This window comes from Arthrobacter sp. Edens01 (assembly GCF_001307035.1).
In the GTDB taxonomy this organism is placed as follows: domain Bacteria; phylum Actinomycetota; class Actinomycetes; order Actinomycetales; family Micrococcaceae; genus Arthrobacter_B.
In genome coordinates this window covers 230,931-251,114 of record NZ_LKIU01000002.1, presented here as the reverse complement: position 1 = coordinate 251,114, position 20,184 = coordinate 230,931, and the positions used below count along the sequence as shown (strand labels likewise).

Annotated in this window: 19 protein-coding genes and 1 riboswitch; of the genes, 6 read left to right on the top strand and 13 right to left on the bottom strand. The window is 66.0% G+C overall.

Annotated elements, in window-relative coordinates; all coding sequences use genetic code 11:
- Positions 1-152: 152 nt before the first annotated feature.
- A complete protein-coding gene (locus AO716_RS01550; RefSeq protein WP_055239196.1) occupies positions 153-1,127 on the top strand; it encodes an SGNH/GDSL hydrolase family protein in 975 nt (324 codons plus the stop codon).
- Positions 1,128-1,263: 136 nt separating this feature from the next.
- Positions 1,264-1,396, top strand: a riboswitch (SAM riboswitch).
- Positions 1,397-1,412: 16 nt separating this feature from the next.
- Positions 1,413-1,796: a hypothetical protein gene (locus AO716_RS01545; RefSeq protein WP_055239195.1), complete on the top strand. Its 384-nt coding sequence runs from the start codon at positions 1,413-1,415 to the stop codon at positions 1,794-1,796.
- Here AO716_RS01545 and AO716_RS01540 read toward each other — a convergent pair.
- Positions 1,793-2,536: a tyrosine-protein phosphatase gene (locus AO716_RS01540; protein ID WP_082413241.1), complete on the bottom strand. Its 744-nt coding sequence runs from the start codon at positions 2,534-2,536 to the stop codon at positions 1,793-1,795. The two genes, AO716_RS01545 and AO716_RS01540, sit on opposite strands and share 4 nt — an antisense overlap.
- 97 nt (positions 2,537-2,633) lie before the next feature.
- Between AO716_RS01540 and AO716_RS01535 the strand changes: the two genes are divergently transcribed.
- Together AO716_RS01535 and AO716_RS01530 are read left to right on the top strand one after the other, a co-directional pair.
- A complete protein-coding gene (locus AO716_RS01535) occupies positions 2,634-3,437 on the top strand; it encodes a MerR family transcriptional regulator (RefSeq protein WP_055239194.1) in 804 nt (267 codons plus the stop codon).
- Between the two features lie 45 nt (positions 3,438-3,482).
- Positions 3,483-4,043 carry a hypothetical protein gene (locus AO716_RS01530; RefSeq protein WP_055239193.1) on the top strand — a complete coding sequence of 187 codons (561 nt, stop codon included), beginning with the start codon at positions 3,483-3,485 and terminating at the stop codon, positions 4,041-4,043.
- Between the two features lie 93 nt (positions 4,044-4,136).
- On the opposite strand, the gene AO716_RS01525 is transcribed toward AO716_RS01530, so the two are convergent.
- From AO716_RS01525 to AO716_RS01515, 3 genes are read right to left on the bottom strand one after another with little or no spacing between them, the layout of a single operon-like run.
- Entirely contained in the window at positions 4,137-4,985 is an 849-nt protein-coding gene (locus AO716_RS01525) for a 3-hydroxyacyl-CoA dehydrogenase family protein (protein ID WP_055239192.1), read from the bottom strand.
- The gene (locus tag AO716_RS01520) at positions 4,982-5,737 is read right to left on the bottom strand and encodes an enoyl-CoA hydratase/isomerase family protein (protein ID WP_055239191.1); all 756 of its coding nucleotides are present in this window, start codon (positions 5,735-5,737) and stop codon (positions 4,982-4,984) included. Before AO716_RS01520 ends, AO716_RS01525 begins: the two co-directional genes overlap by 4 nt.
- On the bottom strand, positions 5,737-6,948 hold the full coding sequence (locus AO716_RS01515; protein ID WP_055239190.1) for a thiolase family protein: 1,212 nt from the start codon (positions 6,946-6,948) through the stop codon (positions 5,737-5,739). Before AO716_RS01515 ends, AO716_RS01520 begins: the two co-directional genes overlap by 1 nt.
- Before the next feature lie 245 nt (positions 6,949-7,193).
- Between AO716_RS01515 and AO716_RS01510 the strand changes: the two genes are divergently transcribed.
- Positions 7,194-7,634 carry a VOC family protein gene (locus AO716_RS01510; RefSeq protein WP_055239189.1) on the top strand — a complete coding sequence of 147 codons (441 nt, stop codon included), beginning with the start codon at positions 7,194-7,196 and terminating at the stop codon, positions 7,632-7,634.
- A 1-nt stretch (position 7,635) separates the two neighbouring features.
- On the opposite strand, the gene AO716_RS01505 is transcribed toward AO716_RS01510, so the two are convergent.
- Both AO716_RS01505 and AO716_RS01500 read right to left on the bottom strand, forming a co-directional pair.
- Complete coding sequence (locus tag AO716_RS01505; RefSeq protein WP_082413240.1) at positions 7,636-8,391, bottom strand: CPBP family intramembrane glutamic endopeptidase; 756 nt, start codon at positions 8,389-8,391, stop codon at positions 7,636-7,638.
- Positions 8,391-9,119: a TetR/AcrR family transcriptional regulator gene (locus tag AO716_RS01500; protein ID WP_082413239.1), complete on the bottom strand. Its 729-nt coding sequence runs from the start codon at positions 9,117-9,119 to the stop codon at positions 8,391-8,393. The genes AO716_RS01505 and AO716_RS01500 overlap by 1 nt, the downstream gene beginning before the upstream one ends.
- Positions 9,120-9,205: 86 nt before the next feature.
- Between AO716_RS01500 and AO716_RS01495 the strand changes: the two genes are divergently transcribed.
- A complete protein-coding gene (locus AO716_RS01495; protein WP_235471973.1) occupies positions 9,206-10,264 on the top strand; it encodes an NAD(P)-dependent alcohol dehydrogenase in 1,059 nt (352 codons plus the stop codon).
- Between the two features lie 39 nt (positions 10,265-10,303).
- Here AO716_RS01495 and AO716_RS01490 read toward each other — a convergent pair whose 3' ends face one another.
- Genes AO716_RS01490 through AO716_RS01460 form a run of 7 tightly spaced genes read right to left on the bottom strand, consistent with a single transcriptional unit; the run spans position 10,304 to position 20,098 of the window.
- Positions 10,304-11,173 (bottom strand): NAD(P)H-hydrate dehydratase, encoded by an 870-nt coding sequence (locus tag AO716_RS01490; RefSeq protein ID WP_055239188.1) that lies wholly within the window; start codon positions 11,171-11,173, stop codon positions 10,304-10,306.
- Entirely contained in the window at positions 11,157-11,882 is a 726-nt protein-coding gene (locus AO716_RS01485; RefSeq protein WP_055239187.1) for a histidine phosphatase family protein, read from the bottom strand. The genes AO716_RS01490 and AO716_RS01485 overlap by 17 nt, the downstream gene beginning before the upstream one ends.
- 38 nt (positions 11,883-11,920) lie before the next feature.
- Entirely contained in the window at positions 11,921-13,156 is a 1,236-nt protein-coding gene (locus AO716_RS01480; protein WP_055239186.1) for a nitrate/nitrite transporter, read from the bottom strand.
- Positions 13,157-13,177: 21 nt separating this feature from the next.
- Positions 13,178-14,005, bottom strand: a complete 828-nt coding sequence (narI, locus tag AO716_RS01475) for a respiratory nitrate reductase subunit gamma (RefSeq protein ID WP_082413238.1) — start codon at positions 14,003-14,005, stop codon at positions 13,178-13,180.
- Positions 14,002-14,700 (bottom strand): nitrate reductase molybdenum cofactor assembly chaperone, encoded by a 699-nt coding sequence (gene narJ, locus AO716_RS01470; protein WP_055239185.1) that lies wholly within the window; start codon positions 14,698-14,700, stop codon positions 14,002-14,004. Before narJ ends, narI begins: the two co-directional genes overlap by 4 nt.
- Positions 14,697-16,373, bottom strand: a complete 1,677-nt coding sequence (narH, locus tag AO716_RS01465) for a nitrate reductase subunit beta (RefSeq protein ID WP_055239184.1) — start codon at positions 16,371-16,373, stop codon at positions 14,697-14,699. The genes narJ and narH overlap by 4 nt, the downstream gene beginning before the upstream one ends.
- Positions 16,373-20,098: a nitrate reductase subunit alpha gene (locus tag AO716_RS01460; protein ID WP_055239183.1), complete on the bottom strand. Its 3,726-nt coding sequence runs from the start codon at positions 20,096-20,098 to the stop codon at positions 16,373-16,375. The genes narH and AO716_RS01460 overlap by 1 nt, the downstream gene beginning before the upstream one ends.
- Positions 20,099-20,184: the final 86 nt, after the last annotated feature.

The window sequence follows — 20,184 nt, the reverse complement described above, 5'->3', positions numbered from 1 at the left end:
TGCCCTGCGGCACATCACCCAAAAGCGGACCGGCCCATACTTTTCCTCCCCGCTCCGTTCGTCCTCTTCGTATTCCGCCGCAGGTGCGCGGCCGCTACCGTAAGCGGTTACGCGGCACTGCACTGCAGACGACGACGGCGGAAGGCAGGAACATGTTCCAGTTACGCAAGTGGGGACGGGCAGCGGCGCTGCTGTCCGCAGGATGCCTGCTCACGGCAGGGTCCCTGGCCGTACCCGCGGCGGACGCGGCAGGTGCTCCCCCGGGCTGGACCGCAGCCGGTACCGGAGCGGACCGCGACCGCGGCCACCACGGGCCCCACAATGGGTGGGACCGCGGGCCCAAAAGGACAGTTGATTACGTAGCACTTGGGGATTCGTATGCCGCCGGATTCGGCGGCGGAGCAGTCCTCGGTGCCTGCGGCCGCACCGCCGAAGGCTACCCGGCCCTGTTGGATGAACTCCGCAAGGTTGAACTGGACGCTGATGTCACCTGCGGCGGCGCGACGGCGGCCAGCACCCCTCCCTCAGCGCCCACAGGCCCCGTGGACCTGCCGGAACAAATCGCCTCCCTGCAGGCTGCAGGCAGCATCGACCGGAACACCGACCTGGTCACGCTGACCATCGGCGGCAACGATGTGCGGTTCGGCGAAGTCGTGGCAGCCTGCGCCGGTGCCCAGCTCCCGGCCACCTGCGCTCCGGCACTCGCGGCGGCACAGGAATACGCGGAAACAGCCCTCGCACCCCAGGTGCGCCAGTCCCTCGGGCAGCTGCGGGCCCTGGCCCCCCGGGCCGAGCTGGTCCTGACCGGATACCCGCATCTGTTTGACGGGGCCGGTGTTCCCGGGCTTCTGAGTCCTGACGCCGCAGCGCTTTTCAACGCCGGAACAGACGCACTGAACGCAGTTCTCGCCGCCCAGCTGCCGGACCGCAGGTCCACCTATGTTGATGTGGTGGACGAGTTCGCCGGCCACGGCATCGGCTCAGCCGCTCCGTGGATCATCTACGCAAACAGCCCGTTCGACCTGCATCCAAATGCCACCGGCTACCGCGAGGGTTACCTGGCCGCCATCACCGCGGATGTGGACCTGCACCCCGGCGGCGGCCATCCCTGCCGCGGCCGCCTCTGACCAGTACCGTTCACGCACCTGAGACGACGGCGGTGCCCACCAGACGCGGGCACCGCCGTCGTGCCGTGAGGTTCGGAAGAAGGCCCGGGCCGTCTGTATGTACGGGTGTCCCCGCGGCCTGCTAACGTAATCAGTGCTTCACGAGACATGGCCTCCGCGCCCGCAGGGTGTGGAAAAGCTCCGACTGGCCATGCACCAACCCCAATGTTCGGCGGGTGGTTCGGATGACGAAGCGGCCCGCGTCCAACCGGAGCGGGCAAGGACACTCATCTCGAAGGACACGCTGTGATTCCCTCCAGTGACCCCCGCTGCACCGCATTTGCCCCCGGCCACAAGATCCATTGGATCCATGGCGGCCGCCTCATGAAGTACGACGACTGGATCGACGTCGAGGTCCACGCCGACCCGGAACTGGACCTGATCTGCCTGGTGCTCGATGGACGGCAGCAGATCATGTGGCACCACGACGTTCCTCTGCTGGCCGAGGCCCTGGCCGCCAGCCCCGGGACGCCCCAGTGGTGCCCCCGGTATTCCTCGCTGATGGTCCCTGGCGCCTTTGAGGGCCGGAACAGGAGCTCTTTTTTCTACTTGGCCACCACGGAAAGGGTTTTCCCATGCAGGGGCCGGCTTCCGCGCAATGACATAACCATGCAGGACCAGTCTGCTTAGAAGTCCTCCTGCAGCAGCCGGGACCGGAGCCGGGCGAGGGTTCCCTCACCGGCACCGGCCCGGCGCAGGTAGGCTGCGGCGTCGAAGTTCCGCAGCATATCCAGCAGCTCCGCTTCGGCGGAGCCGGCGCGGGCCGCGAGCTCGGAGTCGTCCAGCGGCCGTTCCCGTGGCCGCTGCTGGGTGCGGTGCCAGTCGTTGATGCCGGTCAGCGCTTCGCGGTAGTCGGCTGCGATCTCCCCCGGCGCCACGCCGGCCAGGTCCAGCAGCAGGGCGGCGACGAGTCCCGTACGGTCGCGACCGGCTGAGCAGTGCAGTACGACGCCGCCGGGCGGCGCATCAGCGACGGCGCGGGCGATTGCCGCGAACTTTTCCGGCCAGCGGCGCAGGTTCTCCGGGTAGAACCGGGGTGAGCTCATGTACGGTCCGGTCAGCGCGGTGAAGTCAGGATCGTCCGCTTCCTGGGTAGGCAGATTCAGGAACCGGATTCCGGTAACAGCCGACGGGGGGACTACGGGATCCGTGTCGCGGCGCCCGATCTCGGAACTGTTGCGCAGGTCAACTACCGTCCGCACACCGGCGTCGTATGCCTGCTGCCAGCCGCGGGCGGTGAGCCATTCGGAGCGGCCCATCCGGTACACACGCCCGGGCTGAATGTGCGAGTTGGCTGCGGGAATTCCGCCCAGGTCCCGGGCATTGGCAGCGCCTTCCCAGTCCACGTTCCGGCTCCTCGGCTCACCCATGCCTCCAAGACTAGGCGGACGCACGCCCAACCGGCCTCTGCAGGCCCCAGCCAGTCATACTTGACCCTGACACTGTGGAAGGCAGGAGAACTGGACCATGTTATCCATCGGAGCGTTCGCGCAGATCGGCCAGGTAACCCACCGCATGCTTCGGCACTGGGATACTTCCGGCCTGCTCGTACCTGCCCACGTGGATGTTTTCAGCGGCTACCGTTCCTACGATCCAGCCCAGCTTGAACGGCTGCACCGGATCGTCGCACTGCGTTCCCTGGGCTTCGGGCTGGAGGACATCTCCGCCATGCTCGACTCCGGCGTGGACTCAGGGCGAATCGCCGCCCTGCTGCGCCTGAGGCGGGCAGAGGTCGCAGAGGAGGCACGGATTGCTGCCGCACGGCTCATCGACGTGGAGCGCAGGCTCCATCTCATCGAAAAGGAAAAGCACATGGCCCAGATCGAAATCATTGAAAAACCCCTTCCGGCGCTCCGCCTCGCTGCCCGCCAGGCAATGGTGGCCGAACAGCCCGAGGTCCCCGGCGTCGTCGGACCCCTCTTCGACAGCGTCGCCGCCCGGCTGTCTCCATCCGGCGCGCCGTCAGGTGTACCGGTGGCGCAGTACGACATGGGTGAGGACGGCATGCGGATTACGGCAGGCTTCGCCAGCCCAGATCCGGTTCCCGACGGCGTCGAGGCAGTGGAACTGCCCAGCGTTCCGATGGCGATCTGCGGGGTCCATCTTGGCTCCATGGACGGCATCGCCGACAGCTGGCAGGCGGTCCACGCCGAAATCATTGCCCGCGGGCTGACCCCCTCCGGCCCGTGCCGGGAGGTCTACCTGCGCTCCGGGTCAGAGGACCAGGCGGATTGGGTGACCGAGCTGCAGCAGCCGGTCGGCAAGGCTTAGCTGCGGCCTGCTGAGGGCCGGACAGTTTCCATAAGGAGGCGGCACATGGACACGGCGCAGGTGCGGTTGTGGTGGCTGCCTGTTGGCGCCGGCGGACATCTGGTGATCCACACCAGCCGCTGGTGGGAACTCTGGCGCTCCGTGCGGGAGCGGCGCCGCCCCCAGCCGCTCTTCCACGCAGCCCTGGAGGTCGCGGCCGACGGTTCCAGCTACGCGATCGAGATGACGCCTTCGTGGGGCCAGGGCAGCGGTGAACGCGGCGTGGTGGCCGAAGGTCCAGTCGGTCTCCGGGTGCTCGGCCGCCTGAAGCTCTTTCGGTATGAAGTGCGGTGCTGGCGCGGTGGGGTCATTCCGGACCTTGGCTATGCTCCGGAGCCGCCCCTGGTGTTCAACGTATCCACGTCCGGTGCCGATGCCCTGCGCGCCAGGGTGCCTCAAGTTCCGGACATGGTGTGGGGCGCCAAAATGCCCGACGGCGATATGTGGAACTCAAACTCCCTGGTCTCCTGGCTGCTCCAGAGCTCAGGCATTGATGCCGGGGCCCTGTACCCGCCGCACGGCGGGCGCGCTCCGGGATGGCGTGCCGGGATTGACGCCGCGCGCTGACGGCCCCAGTTCCGCAGACACCGCAAAGCTTAAGAACAGCAGCCCGCATGCTCCCTCAAGAGGCGAAGCATGCGAGCTGCTGCCAGGCGCAAACTAGCTCCAGTCGAAGAAGCCCTTGCCGGTCTTGCGGCCAAGTTCGCCTCGGGCAACCTTGTCCCGCAGGATCTGCGGCGGCTCGAAGCGCGGACCGAGCGTGGAGGCAAGGTACTCGGCGATGCCGAGCCGCACGTCCAGGCCCACAATGTCGGTGGTCTTCAGCGGACCGGTCGGGTGCTTGTAGCCCAGGACCATGGCGGCGTCGATATCCTCGGCGGAAGCAACACCTTCCTCGACCATGCGCATGGCCTCGAGTGCGATGGCCACGCCCAGCCGGGAGCTAGCAAAGCCCGGGGCGTCATTGACGACGACGGGCGTCTTGCCGAGGTCTGCCACCCAGGTCCGGGCGGCTTCGGCCAGCTCTTCGGAAGTCTGCTTGCCCAGGACCACCTCAATCAGGGTGGACGCCGGAACAGGGTTGAAGAAGTGCAGGCCGCAGAAGCGCTCCGGGCGCTGGAGCTTCTCCGCCAGCTCGGAAACTGACAGCGAGGAGGTGTTCGACGCAAGCCAGGCATCGGCGTCGAGCTGTTCCTCCACAGCCGTCAGCGCGGTCGCCTTCAGATCGAAGTCTTCAGGCACGGCTTCGACGACCAGACCGGAGCCGGCAAAGTCGGCGTAGTCCGTAGAAACGCTCAGCCGGGCGACCAGGGAATCGAGGGTCTCGTCCGTGGTGCCGCGCTCAACGCTCTTGGCCAGGTTGGAGGCAACGCGCTCGTACGCCGCGCTGGCCGCCTGTTCGTCGCGCTCAACAACGACGACGGAGGCACCGGCGGTGCAGAAGGCGTGGGCAATGCCTGCACCCATGCGGCCGCCGCCGAGGACACCGACCTTGGAGGGAACTGTCATTTCTTTTTCTTCCTTTCCAGGAATGCCTGCATGCGGTCGAACTTCGCCTCGGACTCGAAGAGGATGCCCTGGGCGAGGGTGTCGATCACGGGGTGCGCCTCGGCGGGCGCGTGGAACACGGACTTGGTAATGCGGACGGCCAGCGGATCCTGCCTGGCGATCCGGTCAGCCAGTGCATTGGCAGCGCCCAGCAGGTTCTCCGCCTCGTGGACCTCGGTGACCAGGCGGGCTGCGAGTGCTTCCTCAGCGTTCAGGATGCGGCCGGCCAGCAGGATCTCCTTGGCCATTGGTTCCCCGACGAGTTCCTTCAGCCGCCAGGTTGCCCCGGCCGCGGCCATGATGCCGAGGGAGGTTTCAGGGTTGCCGATCTTCACGGTCGGGGTGGCAATGCGGAAGTCGGCGGCGAAGGCCAGCTCCGCTCCCCCGCCCAGCGCGTAGCCGTCCAGCGCGGCGATAACCGGCATGGGCAGCTTGGCGATGCGGTGGAAGATGGTCGAGTTGATGCCGCGCAGTGCGTCTTCCCGACGGCGTTCGCGCAGCTGGGCGATGTCCGCGCCGGAGGCGAAAACTCCGTTGGTCCCGGAAAGGATCAGGACCTTCGGATCGCTTTCAAGTGCCGCACAGAGCTCGTGCAGTTCATCAACCATGGCCTGGTCAATGGCATTGCGGACCTCCGGCCGGTTCAGGACAGCAGAGATGCGGTCCTCCCCGACGGTGACCTTAAGCGTGGTGAAGTGGTCGAACCCTGCCACTAGACAGCCTCGATCAGCATGGCCGTGCCCTGGCCAACACCGACGCACATGGTGGCGATGCCGCGGGAAGCACCTTCGCGCTCCATCCGGCCCAGCAGGGTGATGGCAATGCGGGAGCCGGAGGAACCGAGCGGGTGCCCCAGGGCGATTGCGCCGCCGTCGTTGTTCACAATGCCCTCGTCCAGGCCCAGGCGGCGGATGCACGCGAGGGACTGCGTGGCGAAGGCTTCATTAAGCTCGACGGCGCCGATCTGGTCCAGGCGGACACCGCTGCGCTCGAGGACCTTCTGCGTGGCCGGGACCGGGCCGATGCCCATGATTTCCGGCGGTACACCGGCGGAGGCGCCGTCGACAATCCGTGCACGTGCGGTCAGGCCGTACTTCTTGATGGCACGTTCGGAGGCGATGATGATCGCGGAGGCGCCGTCGTTCAGGGAGCTGGCGTTGCCCGCAGTGACAATGCCGCCGGGCTTCACGACCGGGCGCAGCTTGCCCAGGACCTCCATGGAAGTGCCTTCGCGGGGGCCTTCGTCGGTATCCACGACGGTGTCGCCTTTGCGGCCCTTGACGGTGACGGGAACGATTTCGTCCTTGAAGCGTCCGGCAGCGATGGCGGCCAGGGCGTTTTCGTGGGAGCGGACGGCGAACGCGTCGGCGTCTTCACGGGAGATGTTGTCAGTGGACGCTAGTTCTTCTGCCGTTTCGGGCATGGAGTAGGTCATCTTGCCGTCGCGGGACAGGTCGCCGGAGACGAAGCGTTCGTTGGCGAAGCGCCAGCCGATCGAGGTGTCGAAGGTGTCCCCGGGCTTTGCGAAAGCTTTGGTGGGCTTTTCAGTGACCCATGGAGCACGGCTCATCGATTCCGTGCCGCCGGCAATCACGATGTCCGCGGCCCCTGCCTTGATCATGTGCGAAGCCATGATGATGGCAGACAGTCCGGAGGCGCAGAGCCGGTTCACGGTGATGCCGGGAACGGTCTCGGGGAAGCCCGCCAACAGTGCGGCCATGCGGGCCACGTTGCGGTTTTCCTCGCCTGCACCGTTGGCGTTGCCGAGGATGACTTCATCAACGACGGCGGGGTCCAGGCCTTCGCGTGCTACGAGTTCGCGCAGTGTCAGCGCTGCCAGGTCATCGGGGCGGACGCTGGAGAGCGCACCTCCGTAGCGGCCCACGGGGGTCCGCACTCCACCAACGAGAAAAGCCTCAGCCATGTCTGCTCCCAAAGAGTTGCTAGCCTGCCGCCGGGCTTCACTGCCTCCGCGGCCGCCGGATTTACCGACCAATCGTTCTATAAACAATCGCAGAACCGGCCGGGACGGTCAAACACGTGACGGTTCTTCCGGAGCGTCCGGGTAACGCGGCCGCATTCGACGCGTGTACTCCGCAAGTCCTCTTGCGGACGGCAATTGTCCGCAAGGGCCACGACACCAGCTGCGCACCGGCCTAGGTTTGGTCCATGGCTTACGACATCCAGATCTGCATCGACTGCGAAAATGCCCATGACCAGGCCGACTGGTGGGCGGAAACCCTCGGCTGGCCGGTCGAGGAAACCAATCAGGACTTCATCGACGAAATGCTCGCGAAGGGCTTTGCCACACCGGATGACGTCATTGACCACAACGGCGTCCGCATGTGGAAAGCCGGGTCTGCGATCCTGCAGCCGGTTCCGCGGGTTTCACCTGTCGCCCCGATGCGGATCCTGTTCCAGCCCGTGCCGGAACCCAAGACCGTCAAGGACCGCATTCATCTGGACATCCGGCTCTCCGGAGATGACATCAACGCCACCAGGGCCGCACTGGAAGCACGCGGCGCGAAATTCCTCTGGGAGGCCAGCCAGGGTCCACACCTCTGGTACACAATGGCAGACCCGGAAGGCAACGAGTTCTGCATCAGCTAGGTTATTGCTGCAGCAGCTCCGCCGGCACCGCGTAGGTGAGGACAACGGCCAGCAGATTCTTCGCGGCGTGCACAAAGTAGGAGAGCATAAAGTTGTTGCCCGCCCAGACGTAGACGCCCACCAGCACAGCTCCCATGGCCAGGTATGGCACCAGCACGGCCAGGGAGAACTCAGACTCCCCCAGCACATGGATGCCGGAGAAGACAAGCACGGACAGCAGGCTGCACACCCAGATGTTCCAGCGGCGCGAGAGCTTGCCGATCAGGAGGTGGCGGTAGATGTACTCCTCCACGAACGGCGCGAGGACAACAAACAGCGGCACAATGAGCCACGGTGACACCGAGGTCATCAAATCCTGGGCCGCCACCTGGTTCACCGCGGTCTCCGGCGGTCCGGTGAGCAGCACCAGGATCATGGTGGCGACCAGCATCGCGATGATGGACAGCGGAATGACTCCTAGGGTCAGCCACGGCCGGGTTGCCAGAATCCGGGTTTCACGCACCACGTAGGAGCGGGCGGCAATGAACGCGAGGATTCCGGCGATCAGGTAGAACGTGAAGTTCACCGCGTACGACGCCGTTACCGGGTCCGTGATCACGGTGGTTACCGCAAGCGCCGCCGGCGTCAGGCTCAGCAGCAGCATCGCACCGACATAGAACGCCAACGCTGCGCCGTCGCTCTTTGTAAAGCGGTAGGACAGCGGCGCTTCCTGCAGGACAGTGCGGCGGGAGCGGGCCGGGAGGTCAGGTGTTGCCATCAATCCACACTATCCGCCCGGCGCGGCGAGGGCATCAGCCCGTCTTGTTCCGCGGGGGTTTTCTGCTCCCGTTCCAGGAGAGCCTCCAGCCCGTCCAGAATAATCCCCAGACCGAAGCCGAACTCGTTTCCGAAGGCGTAGCCGGGCTGCATCGCGCGGTGCATAGCTGTCTCGGCTAGGTACGGCAGGTCGGACGGAGAGAACGAACGCGCCATTGACTGCATCACGTCCGGGTCGGAGTCCGGAGTACCCACCGGCAGGCCGGCTTCCTGCAGTGCAAAGCCATAGATAAAGCTGTCCAGCAGGGCATACGCATGCCCCGCCCCTTCAATACTGAAACCCGTCCGGCGCAGGACGCGGAGCACTGAGTCGTGGTGCTGCAGTGTTGCGGGTCCGGGTGCCGTCCGGGTCTCCAGCAGGCCAATTGCCCAGGGATGGCGGCCCAGGGTGCCGCGCAGGGATGCGGCCCGGCGTTCCATCACCGTGCGCCATGACCCGCCGTCAGCCGGGAGGTCCACTTCGGCGAAAACGACGTCCACCAGGCCGTCCAGGATTTCCTCCTTGCCGGCGACGTGGTGGTACAGGGACATCGGCTTGACCTCAAGTGCCTGGGCCAGGGAACGCATGGTCAGTGCTGCCAGCCCCCCGGCGTCAGCCAGCTCGACGGCGCGGCGCAGCACCAGTTCTCGGGTCAGCGGTGGGCGGGGAGTCTGCCGTTGTTCATTCATTTCGGCTAACTCTACCGCCGCCTTACTTTGTAAGGTAGCGTCCGCCTTACAAAGTAAGGTTCGAACGCCAACACGAAAGGGCTCCCATGTCTGGGACGAATGCCAACCTCCCGCTGGACCGGCCTGCTGCCGGCAAGAACAGCGTCCTGCCCGCACGGATGAAGGCAGTGCTCCAGAACGGCTACGGCGGGCCCGAGGTCCTCACACTGCAAACCGTCCCCCTCCCCTCCGTCTCGGACAAGGAGGTCCTCGTTCAGGTGCGCGCAGCCGGACTCGCCAAGGGAACCTGGCACGTGATGACGGGTACTCCGTACCTGCTGCGGGCATTCTTCGGCCTCCGTACCCCGCGTCGGCCGGTGGCAGGACTCAACCTCGCCGGAGAGGTAGTCGCCGTTGGCTCCTCAGTGACGCGGTTCAAGCCCGGGGACAGGGTCTACGGAATCGGAAAAGGATCCTTTGCCGAGTATTCAGCGGCGCTGGAACGGAAGCTGGCTCCGATGCCCCGGGGCCTGGACTTCGAACAGGCTGCCGTCCTTCCGGTCTCTGGCCTCACCGCGATGCAGTCCGTCACGGACGTGGCACGCGTTTCCGCCGGCCAGCGGGTGCTCATCCTCGGCGCGTCCGGCGGCGTGGGCAGCCTGTCGGTGCAGCTCGCGGTGGCGGCAGGCGCGGAAGTCACCGGGGCCTCGTCGGCAGCCAAGGCCGATTTCGTACGGGAGCTGGGGGCTCAAACCGTCCTGGACTACCGGTTGGAGGACTTCGCTGCGTCACCGGACGGCTATGACGCGGTTGTCGACATAGCCGGCAATCCTTCCCTGTCCCGCTTGAGGCGGGCACTGAAGCCGGGCGGGACCGCCGCGCTGGTGGGCGGCGAAGGAGGCGGCAGAGTGACCGGCGGAATGTTTGAGCGCCAGATAGCCGGCGGCGTCCTGTCCATACTGGATCGGGGGCACCGGCAGTTCCGGGCTGTCCTTGCCAAGGAGAGCGGAGCGGAGCTCGAACGGCTGACCGGGCTGCTTGAATCCGGCGGCATTGTGCCGCACATCGACAGCCGGTTTCCGCTGGCCGCTGCTGCGTCCGCGATGGAACGCCTCGAATCCGGCAAGGTGCAGGGGTCCATAGTGCTGACGGTCTCCAGGGACTAGGCCGTTCGGACTGATGCTCTGCCGTCCGGCACCCGGGCATTAGACAGTCAGTTCGGTCATGATCTGCGGCATGGCTTCCAGCAGTTCACTGGCCAGGAAACTCAGTGGTCCCTTCGACGAAGACAGGCGGTCACCTGCCGCGGCATGCAGGTAGGTGCCCCAGCAGGCTGCCTGGTCGGGCGAGGCACCGCGGGCAAGGAACCCGGCCACCGCTCCGGCCAGGACGTCTCCGCTGCCTGAGGTGGCCAGGCCGGGATTGCCCGCCGGTATCTCCCACGCCCGGCCGTCCGGGGCCGTAATGCGCCCCTTGCTGGTGACCACCGCACCGTACACACGCGCGATTTCCAGGGCTGCGGCGTCGGCGTCCTGAACCTCATCGGTGTCCAGCAGGCGTGCGGCTTCGGTCCGGTTGGGTGTGAGCACAAGCCTGCCGGAGAGAAGTTCACGCAGTTCCGGCAGCCCGGGCAGGACGCCCAGCGCGTAGGCGTCCAGCACCACCGATGCTCCCTCCGGGATTCGAGGGCTGATGCTGCGCAGCAGGTCTGCGGTATCCTCGGCATCGTCCAGCCCGGGTCCCACCACCAGCACGTCCGCACTGTCCAGGTCGGTGCCCAGCGCATCGGCAGCAGCATTGCCGTTGATGCGTTCCCCGTTTTCCGGCAGTCCAACAGTGCCGCACTCGGGCAGCACAACAGCAGAGGCTACGGCTGCCGTCTCAGCCACTGCCAGAGTCAGTCTCCCGGCACCGGCACGCAGCGCCGTCCGGCCGGTAAGGATTGCGGCTCCGGGCGTGCGCCGGGCTCCGCCGATCACCAGGACAGTGCCGCGGTCGTCCTTGCCCTCGGCGTCGCGGGAGACCTGCCAGGAACGCAGCAGCGCAGGGGTAACCAGTTCAGCGCGGGTGGACATTTTCATCTCCTGCATGCTCGGTGACCGGGGCGCCTCCCGCGGCCAGGTGCTCGACGCCGTTGAAGGACGCCACTTCCCAGAAACCGGTACCGGAGGGCCGGACCAGGCGGGTGATTGAACCGTTGCGCACACTGGACGCGGAGGCAATGTCCAGCAGTTCTGCCTCCAGGAGTCCTTCACAGACGTAGCGCAGCAGCAGGATCACTGCGTCGTGGCAGACCACCGCTACGCGGCGCCCGTCTTCGGCGTCGTCCAGGTCCCGCAGCAGCGAGCGCAGGCGCAGGGCAACGTCCGCCCAGGATTCACCGCCGGGCGGCCGGTAGGCGAACTTGCCCAGCCACTGTTTGCGCTCGGCCTCCACCGGATACCGGGCAGCGACCCCGCGGGAAGTCAGCAGGTCGAGGATTCCGAGTTCGCGGTCCCGCAGGCGCTCATCCACCCGGAAGGGTGACAACCCGGCCAGTTCGGCGGTTTGCCGGGCGCGCAGGTAGGGCGAACACCATACCGATTCAGGCCGCTCATCAGCGGGCAGGGAGGCGAGCCACGCCCCCAGCGCCACCGCCTGCCGCTCCCCGTCACCGCTGAGCGGCACATCCGGATCCCGGAGCCCGACGTCGATCACCTCGGCACCGGTCCGCTGCGCCTGCGTGGCGGCGACGTTTCCGGCACTCTCGCCGTGACGGATGAGGATCAGCTCTGTTGCACCCATCGTCCGACTCTACTCAGCAGGCTCTCCGTGCCAAGGGTCTAGGCGGGCGCCCGGAGCCGCTCGTCGGTTTTCCCTCCGTTGCGCACGGTAAAGGTCAGCAGCAGGGCCAGTGCGGCGAACACGGCCAGCAGGGTCAGGCCAATGAAGTAACTTGAGTTTTCGGCGTCGTAGGTTGCCCCCATGACCAGTGGCGGGAAGTAGCCGCCCAGGCCGCCGGCTGCCGCGATGATGCCGCCGACCGTACCAACGTCCTTTGGCGGCGTTGCCCTCCCAACCCAGGCGAAGACCCCGCCGGTGCCCAGTCCCAGGAACAGTGCCATCAGCAGGAACGCCGTTCCGTACACCCGTTCCTGACTCGGCTGGAAGGCGACCACCATGGCCAGGACAACTGTCCCCGCGAAGGAGGTGAGGGTGACGATCTTGGGCCCAACCTTGTCCGCAACGGTTCCGCCGATGGGACGGGCGATCACTGCAGCGACCGCAAATCCGGCGGTCCGGGTTCCGGCTGCGGTCGCGTCATAGTCATAGACGTTGCCCAGATAGGTTGGCAGGTAGTTCGAGAACGCCACGAAGGCGCCAAAGACCACGCCGTAGAGGAAACACAGCTGCCAGGTGACCTTCAGGGTAAACGCGTGGCGGATCTTCGGCAGCGTCGGCTCCGTGGGGCGGCTCCAGGCCGGGGATTCCCGCAGTACCAGCCAGCTGATCACCGCCATCAGTGCCACAACGCCGGCGATGATCAGGTGGGCGTTGAAGTACCCCACGCCGCTGACCAGCCGGGGGGTGAAGAACGCCGAGACTGCGGTACCCACCATGCCTGCGCCGAACACCCCGGTGGCAAAACCCTTGCGGCTGCGGTCATACCAGGCGGAGCAGAACGGGATGCCGATGGCGAAGACCGTCCCGGCAATACCCAGGAAAAATGCGACGACGATGATCAGCCCGTAGCTGCCGGTCTCTCCGGCAACCGCCGTCAGCAGGACCAGCGGGGCTGTCACGCCCAGTACCAGGGTGAACATCCGCCGTCCGCCGTAGCGGTCCGTCCAGGCCCCGACCGGGATCCGGGCAATGGACCCAACGAGGATGGGCATCGCGACCAGGATGGAGGCCTGGCTGGGGTTCAGATCCATCGTCTGGGTGTAGCGGGCAGAGAGCGGACCAATGATGGTCCAGGCCCAGAAGCCGACCGTCGAGGCGATGGTGGCCGTGATGAGGTTCAGCAGCTGCCCGGATTTCAGGTCCGGGGCAGCGGGAGCGGATGATGCGGATGCCATGACGGTCCTTTCACATAACCCTTACTGCCGGGGAACTCCCTTGCGGACCCGGTCCGGTGTGCCAACCGGTGCCCAGCCGCGGCGCGGCGGTACGGCACCGGGTGTATTCCGCTTCCCGCGCGAGCGGTAGACGATGTAGGGGCGGAACAGGTACTGCAGCGGTGCAGTAAAGGCATGCACCAGCCGGGTGAAAGGCCAGATCGCGAACAGCGCCAGGCCCCACAGCGTATGGATTTTGAAGGAGAGGCTCGCAGCGGTCATCGCGGCGATGTCCGGCTGGAAGATGAAAACGGACCTGAACCAAGGTGAGACGGTTTCGCGGTAGTCCGTGATGTTGGGGTCGAACACCGAGATGAGGGTTGTTGCCAGCCCGGCGAACAGTGCGGCAACCAGGACCACGTACATCAGCTTGTCGTTCCGGGTAGTGGCCATGAACACCGGCCCGGTGGTGCGGCGCCGGTAGATCAGCAGGACGACCCCCACCATGGTGCCGATTCCCGCGATGAGCCCGATCCCCAGTGCCATTGCGTGGTACAGCCCCTCGGAGATCCCAACGTCCTTTGTCCAGTCCTGCGGAATCACCAGCCCGATGAAGTGCCCGGCGATTACTGCCAGGATCCCGAAGTGGAAAAGCGGCGAGGCGATCCGCAGGATCCGCGCCTCGTAGAGCTGGGATGACCGGGTGGTCCAGCCGAACTGGTCATACCGGTAGCGCCAGATGGATCCCAAAACCAGAACCGCTATCACAACATACGGAAGCACTCCCCAGAGCATGACGTCGCCCAGAGTGACGGTCACGTTTTCAGGTGGCAGCACATCAGCGGGAAAACGGGAGGCTGGGGTGCTCATGTCCGGTTCCTCTCCGACAGCGGCAGCAGCCGCGAACTGTAGGGCTCCAGGCCCACGGTTTCCGTAGGCGGCCCGTACCCGGCTGTGCGCATCACCGTCTGTGCGTCCTCCGGTGAGACACCGGGAAGCGTGGTGCACACCAGCGCCAGCACGTGGTGGTACGGAAGCCCGGCGTCCCGAAGCGCCAGGCGCAGCAGTTCCAGTGAAGGACGGTAGCGCTGCAGGAGTTCATAGCCGTCTTCCGGGGAAACCTTCGCTGCGAACTCCAGCACCAGCGGCAGGTAGTCGGGCAGTTCCGTGCCCTCCGGCAGCATCCCGTGTTCCCGGTAGACCTCTTTGAAGGCTGCGAGCGCTTCACCCCGCCGCCTGGTGTCCCCGTCTGTCCAGTAGGTCAGGTGCAGGCTGTGGCGTTTGGAGAGGTCGAACTCCTGGACGTAGACCGACTGCACGCCGGGCAGCGGACGGGCGGCCAGCCAGCCGAAGAGCTCCTGCACCCCCGGCTCCAGCGCACCTGATTCTTCCAGCGCGCTGCGCAGGACCGGCAGGGAGGCAATGAGGTCCTCCTCCGGATACTGCAGCAGCAAAGAGGCCACCTGGCGGACGACGGCGCTGCGCCGCGGATTGCGGTCCGCGTACCTTTCCGGAGCCATGGTTCCCTTGCCGGGTTTCCCCAGCAGCTTCTCCAGCAGGCTCATGTCCGTTCACCGCCGTCAGTCTGGCCGGGCGGGAAAAGTCCCCGGGGTGAGCCCCGCCCGTCCCAGTTCAGGAGGTTGACCCGGCCCGTCATGTCCCGGTTCCCTGCCGGGTCGTCGCCGCGCTGCCGTGCCTCCAGGGCGGCGAAGTTCTCCACCGCCACGGGCATGGGGCGCCCGGATGCCTCACCGAACACCCCGGTCTGGCCCATCCCTGGTCCGCCGTCGGTGTCCAGGGAACAGCCGATTTCCTCCAGGTTGTGGGCGTCTTCCAGATGCGCGCTGGGGATGACATACCGCTCTTCGTACTTGGCCACCGCCATAAGCCGGTACATCCGCACGATTTCCTCGCCGGTCATGCCCACGTCGGAGGCGATGGTTTCATCCGGCGCATCGCCCAGGGTGATGTCCCGCATGTAGGCGCGCATGGCGGCCAGCTTCCGCAGCACTGAGGTCACCAGATCGGTGTCCCCGGCGGTGAAGAGCTCGGCCAGGTATTCCACCGGGATGCGCAGCGCTTCAATCGCCCCGAAGAGGTTCTCGGCCTTCTCGCCGTCGTGTCCCTGTTCCTTTAGTACATCCACGATCGGAGACAGCGGCGGGACGTACCAGACCATGGGCATGGTGCGGTATTCCGGATGCAGCGGCAGAGCCACCCGCAGTTCCTTGGCCAGCGCGTAGACCGGTGAGCGGCGGGCTGCATCCAGCCAGTCCTCCGGGATTCCCTCCGCGCGGGCGGCCGCGATGATCTCGGGGTCGTTCGGGTCCATCATGAGGTCCAGCTGGGCCTCGTAAAGATCCTGTTCATTCGGTGTTGCTGCCGCTTCGGTGACCCGGTCGGCGTCGTACAGGAAAATTCCGATGTACCGCAGCCTGCCTACGCACGTCTCCGCGCACACGGTGGGCAGCCCCACCTCTATCCGCGGGTAGCAGAACGTACATTTCTCAGCCTTGCCGGAGCGGTGGTTGAAATAGATCTTCTTGTAAGGGCAGCCGGTGACGCACTGCCGCCAGCCGCGGCAGCGGTCCTGGTCCACCAGGACAATGCCGTCCTCCTCACGCTTGTAGATCGCGCCGGAAGGACAGGATGCCATGCAGGAGGGGTTCAGGCAGTGCTCGCAGATCCGCGGGAGGTAGAACATGAAGGTCTGGTCGAATTCGAACTTGACCTTGTCCTCAGCGTCCTGCCGGAGCTTTTCCACCACCGGGTCCTGCTGCGCCGTTTCCGGTGCACCCCCGAGGTCGTCATCCCAGTTCGCCGACCATTCGATCTTCATGTTCTCGCCGGTGATCAGGGACTTGGGCCGGGCGACCGGGAAATCGTTGCCGGCAGGTGCCTGGATCAGGTTCTCGTAGTCGTACGTCCACGGTTCGTAGTAGTCGCTGAGCTCCGGCTGGACCGGGCTCGCGAAGATCCCGAAGAGCTTGGCCATCCGGCCGCCGGCCTTCAGTTTCAGGTTCCCGCGCCGGTTCAATTCCCATCCGCCGCGCCATTTCTCCTGGTCCTCATAGCGGCGCGGATACCCCTGCCCGGGGCGGGTCTCCACGTTGTTGAACCAGACGTACTCAGTACCGGCCCGGTTGGTCCAGGCCTGTTTGCAGGTCACCGAACACGTGTGGCAGCCAATGCACTTGTCCAGCGCCATGACCATTGCAACCTGCGCCATGATCCTCATCAGTAGCTCACCTCCTGCGAGCGCCGGCGGACCACGGAGACAATGTCCCGCTGGTTGCCGGTGGGGCCCAGGTAGTTGAAGGCCCAGGACAGCTGGGCGTATCCGCCGATCATGTGGCTGGGCTTCACCAGGATCCGCGTTACCGAGTTGTGGATGCCGCCGCGCCGGCCGGTGGCTTCGGACTTCGGCGTATCGATGATCCTTTCCTGCGCGTGGTAGACGTACACGACGCCGGCAGGCATCCGGCTGCTGACGATCGCCCGGCCCACCAGCACCCCGTTGGTGTTGACGCATTCAACCCAGTCGTTGTCCCGGACCTGGATCAGCTCCGCGTCCTGCGGGCTCATCCAGACGGCTGTGCCGCCCCGGGAGAGGGAGAGCATAAACAGGTTGTCCTGGTACTCGGAGTGGATGGACCACTTGTTGTGCGGGGTCAGGTAACGCACCGCTACGGAAAGCTCACCCCGGGTGCCCAGCTGCGGTTCGCCGAACAGCCGTGCCATATCCAGCGGGGGCCGGAAGACGGGCAGCGCCTCCCCCATGTCCCGGATCCAGTCATGGTCCAGGAAGAAGTGCATCCTCCCGGTTAGCGTGTGGAAGGGTTTCAGCCGTTCGATGTTGATGGTGAACGGGGCGTACCGGCGCCCGCCCGTCTCGGAGCCGGACCATTCCGGTGAGGTGATCACCGGCGTCGGGCGGTCCTGGGTGTCCCGGAAGGTGATCAACTTGTCCTCGGCGCCGATCGCCAGGTCAGCCAGCGGCGTTCCGGTGCGTTTCTCCAGGGTTTCGAAGCCCTGGACAGCCAGTTCACCGTTGGTGGTTCCGGAGAAGAGCAGGATTGCCTCTGCCATCCGGGCGTCGGTATCCACGGCAGGCCGCCCGCGGGCGGCGCCGGAGTCGAAGACGCCGTGCTTGGCTGCCAGCTGGCGCACCTGCTTGGAGACCTCATAGGTGATGTATTTGGTGGTGAACCCGGCTTTCTCCGCCAGCGGTCCCATGGCCACGAACTTGTCCGCGATCGCGGTGTAGTCGCGTTCCACCACTGCGAGGTTGGGCAGGTTCTTCCCGGGCACCGCCGGTATATCCGTGTTCTTCCAGTCGGGGGCGTGCCCGCCGGGCTGGGCGATTTCCCCCGGGGTGTCGTGGGTCAGCGCCGTGGCGACCATGTCCCTGCGCACCCCCAGGTGCTTTTGTGCCTGACGGGAGAATTCCACGGAAAGCAGGCGGAAAAGCTCGAAGTCCGACTTCGCCTCCCACGGCGGCGCGATAGCCGGGGTGAACGCATGCACGTACGGGTGCATGTCTGTGGAGGAGAGGTCGTACTTTTCGTACCAGGTCGCCGCCGGGAACACGACGTCGGAGAGCAGGGTGGAGCTCGTCATCCGGAAGTCCGCGGAAACCAGCAGGTCCAGCTTTCCCTGCGGTGCATCCTCCCTCCACACCACGTCCTTGGGGCGGGCATCGCCGTGGTCTTTGCCCATCACGTTGTTCAGCGTGCCCAGCAGGTGCTTCTGGAAGTATTCCTCTCCCTTGGCGGAGGAACCGAGGAGGTTCGACCGCCACAGGATCAGGGTGCGCGGCCAGTTCTCCGGCGCATCGACGTCCTCCACGGCAAAGCGCAGGCTGCCCTCCTTGAGCCGGTCCGCCACCCACCGAGCCTCGTTGGGCGCTTCACCGCGGGCGACGCCGTCTGCGGCCTCGTCGGCGACGTCCAGTGAGTTTTTGGCGTCGAACTGCGGGAAGAACGGCATCCAGCCCATGCGGGTGGACTTGGCAATAACATCCGCCGAATGCATGCCCCGCAGGTGGCCTTCCGCCAGCGGCGACTGCACGGCGTCGGTGGAGTACCCGTCGGAACGGAACTGGTCCGTGTGCATGTACCAGAAGGCCGTACCGATCATGAACCGCGGCGGCCGGTTCCAGTCCCCCGCCGAGGCCATCGCGGCCCATCCGGTGATCGGACGGCACTTTTCCTGCCCCACATAGTGCGCCCAGCCGCCGCCGTTGCGCCCCTCGCAGCCGCAGAGCATCAGCATGGCCAGGATCGCCCGGTACGTAACGTCACCGTGGTACCACTGGCAGATGCCCGCACCGAGGATAATCATGGACCGGCCCTTGGACTTCTCAGCGTTGGCCGCGAAATCCCGGGCTGTGCGGATGACCGCCGAGGGCTTGATGGACGTCAGTTCTTCCTGCCATGCCGGGGTGTAGGCGGTGGCGGCGTCGTCGTATCCGGAGGCCCAGTCTCCGGGCAGCCCGTCCCTGCCCACGCCGTACTGCGCCAGCATCAGGTCAAAGACCGTGGTGACCTTCCTGCCCGCCACCGTTGTTACCGGAACCCCGCGGTGCACCACCGTTCCTGCGCCGGAGGGGTCGGAGAACACCGGCAGGTCAACCCCGCTGGTCTCCCCGAGCCAGCCGGCACCGTCAGCCAGGGACAGTGCCGGATAGACACCCTGCAGATCCAGGTTCCATTTCCCGGCGTCGTCATCGTTGTAGCGGAACCCCATGGAACCGTTGGGCACGGTGGGGGCGCCCGTTTCCCGGTTCAGCAGGACAGTCTTGAACGCGGCATCGGCAGCCTGCGCGTCCTCTCCGCCCAGGTCCTGTGCGGTAAGGAATTTTCCCGGAACAGTGGTTCCGCCCGGGCCATCCACCAGGGTGACCAGGAACGGCAGGTCCGTGTACTGCACCACGTAGTCCTCGAAGAACGGCACCCGCCGGTCCACGAAGTTCTCCTTGAGGATCACGTGGCCCATGGCCATGGCGAGCGCTGCATCGGACCCGGCCTGGGCGGGCAGCCATTCGTCGGCGAACTTGGTGTTGTCCGCGTAATCCGGGCTGACCGACACCACTTTCGTGCCCCGGTACCGTCCTTCAACCATCCAGTGCGCGTCCGGGGTCCGGGTCACCGGAATGTTCGAGCCCCACATCATCAGGTAGGTGGCGTCCCACCAGTCCCCTGACTCAGGGACGTCTGTCTGGTCGCCGAATACCTGCGGTGAGGCGACCGGCAGGTCCGCATACCAGTCATAGAAGCTGTTCATCACCCCGCCAATCAGGTTGATGAACCGTGCACCGGCTGCGTGGGAGACCATGGACATGGCGGGAATCGGGGAGAAGCCGGTGCACCGGTCCGGACCGTACTTCCTGATCGTGGCAACGTGGGCTGCCGCGGTCATTTCCAGGGCTTCCTGCCAGCTTGAACGGACCAGGCCGCCCTTGCCGCGGGCCTGCTGCCACGTCCGGCGCTTCCCCTGATCGGCAATGAGGGATTCCCAGGCCAGCACCGGATCCCCTCCGGTGGACCGCTTGGCCTCCCGGTACATTTCAAGCAGCACGCCGCGGATGTAGGGATAGCGCACCCGTGTGGGTGAATAGGTGTACCAGGAGAACGCTGCGCCGCGCGGGCAGCCCCGGGGTTCGTATTCGGGCCGGTCCGGGCCAACGGTGGGATAGTCAGTTTCCTGGGCTTCCCAGGTGATGATCCCGTCCTTGACATAGACCTTCCACGAGCAGGAGCCCGTGCAGTTCACGCCGTGGGTTGAGCGGACCACTTTGTCGTGGCTCCACCTGTTCCGGTAGAAGGCATCGCCCTTGCGCCCACCTTCGCGGAAGACAGCGCGGCCGTCGGCCGTTTCGTCCCAGCGGGTGAAGAACCTGCCAAGTTTTAGGAGTGCATCGGAGGCGGGGCCGTCGGTCCCCGTAACGGAGCTGCTAGCCATTCACTCAAGCTACGCCGGTGCTGCGGAGGCTAGAAGGCAGTAGGCGGAAACCGGTCCGGAGCCGGCCAAGATGCTGCCGCGATAAA

What these genes read in the sequence shown, in the direction of transcription:
- narH (WP_055239184.1), bottom strand. Translation starts at nt 16,373, where the DNA reads ATGAGGATCATGGCGCAGGTTGCAATGGTCATGGCGCTGGACAAGTGC.
- AO716_RS01500 (WP_082413239.1), bottom strand. Translation starts at nt 9,119, where the DNA reads ATGAATGAACAACGGCAGACTCCCCGCCCACCGCTGACCCGAGAACTG.
- AO716_RS01490 (WP_055239188.1), bottom strand. Translation starts at nt 11,173, where the DNA reads ATGTCCACCCGCGCTGAACTGGTTACCCCTGCGCTGCTGCGTTCCTGG.
- AO716_RS01540 (WP_082413241.1), bottom strand. Translation starts at nt 2,536, where the DNA reads ATGGGTGAGCCGAGGAGCCGGAACGTGGACTGGGAAGGCGCTGCCAAT.
- AO716_RS01460 (WP_055239183.1), bottom strand. Translation starts at nt 20,098, where the DNA reads ATGGCTAGCAGCTCCGTTACGGGGACCGACGGCCCCGCCTCCGATGCA.
- AO716_RS01525 (WP_055239192.1), bottom strand. Translation starts at nt 4,985, where the DNA reads ATGACAGTTCCCTCCAAGGTCGGTGTCCTCGGCGGCGGCCGCATGGGT.
- AO716_RS01530 (WP_055239193.1), top strand. Translation starts at nt 3,483, where the DNA reads ATGGACACGGCGCAGGTGCGGTTGTGGTGGCTGCCTGTTGGCGCCGGC.
- AO716_RS01550 (WP_055239196.1), top strand. Translation starts at nt 153, where the DNA reads ATGTTCCAGTTACGCAAGTGGGGACGGGCAGCGGCGCTGCTGTCCGCA.
- AO716_RS01505 (WP_082413240.1), bottom strand. Translation starts at nt 8,391, where the DNA reads ATGGCAACACCTGACCTCCCGGCCCGCTCCCGCCGCACTGTCCTGCAG.
- AO716_RS01510 (WP_055239189.1), top strand. Translation starts at nt 7,194, where the DNA reads ATGGCTTACGACATCCAGATCTGCATCGACTGCGAAAATGCCCATGAC.
- AO716_RS01535 (WP_055239194.1), top strand. Translation starts at nt 2,634, where the DNA reads ATGTTATCCATCGGAGCGTTCGCGCAGATCGGCCAGGTAACCCACCGC.
- AO716_RS01485 (WP_055239187.1), bottom strand. Translation starts at nt 11,882, where the DNA reads ATGGGTGCAACAGAGCTGATCCTCATCCGTCACGGCGAGAGTGCCGGA.
- AO716_RS01495 (WP_235471973.1), top strand. Translation starts at nt 9,206, where the DNA reads ATGTCTGGGACGAATGCCAACCTCCCGCTGGACCGGCCTGCTGCCGGC.
- narI (WP_082413238.1), bottom strand. Translation starts at nt 14,005, where the DNA reads ATGAGCACCCCAGCCTCCCGTTTTCCCGCTGATGTGCTGCCACCTGAA.
- AO716_RS01515 (WP_055239190.1), bottom strand. Translation starts at nt 6,948, where the DNA reads ATGGCTGAGGCTTTTCTCGTTGGTGGAGTGCGGACCCCCGTGGGCCGC.
- AO716_RS01480 (WP_055239186.1), bottom strand. Translation starts at nt 13,156, where the DNA reads ATGGCATCCGCATCATCCGCTCCCGCTGCCCCGGACCTGAAATCCGGG.
- narJ (WP_055239185.1), bottom strand. Translation starts at nt 14,700, where the DNA reads ATGAGCCTGCTGGAGAAGCTGCTGGGGAAACCCGGCAAGGGAACCATG.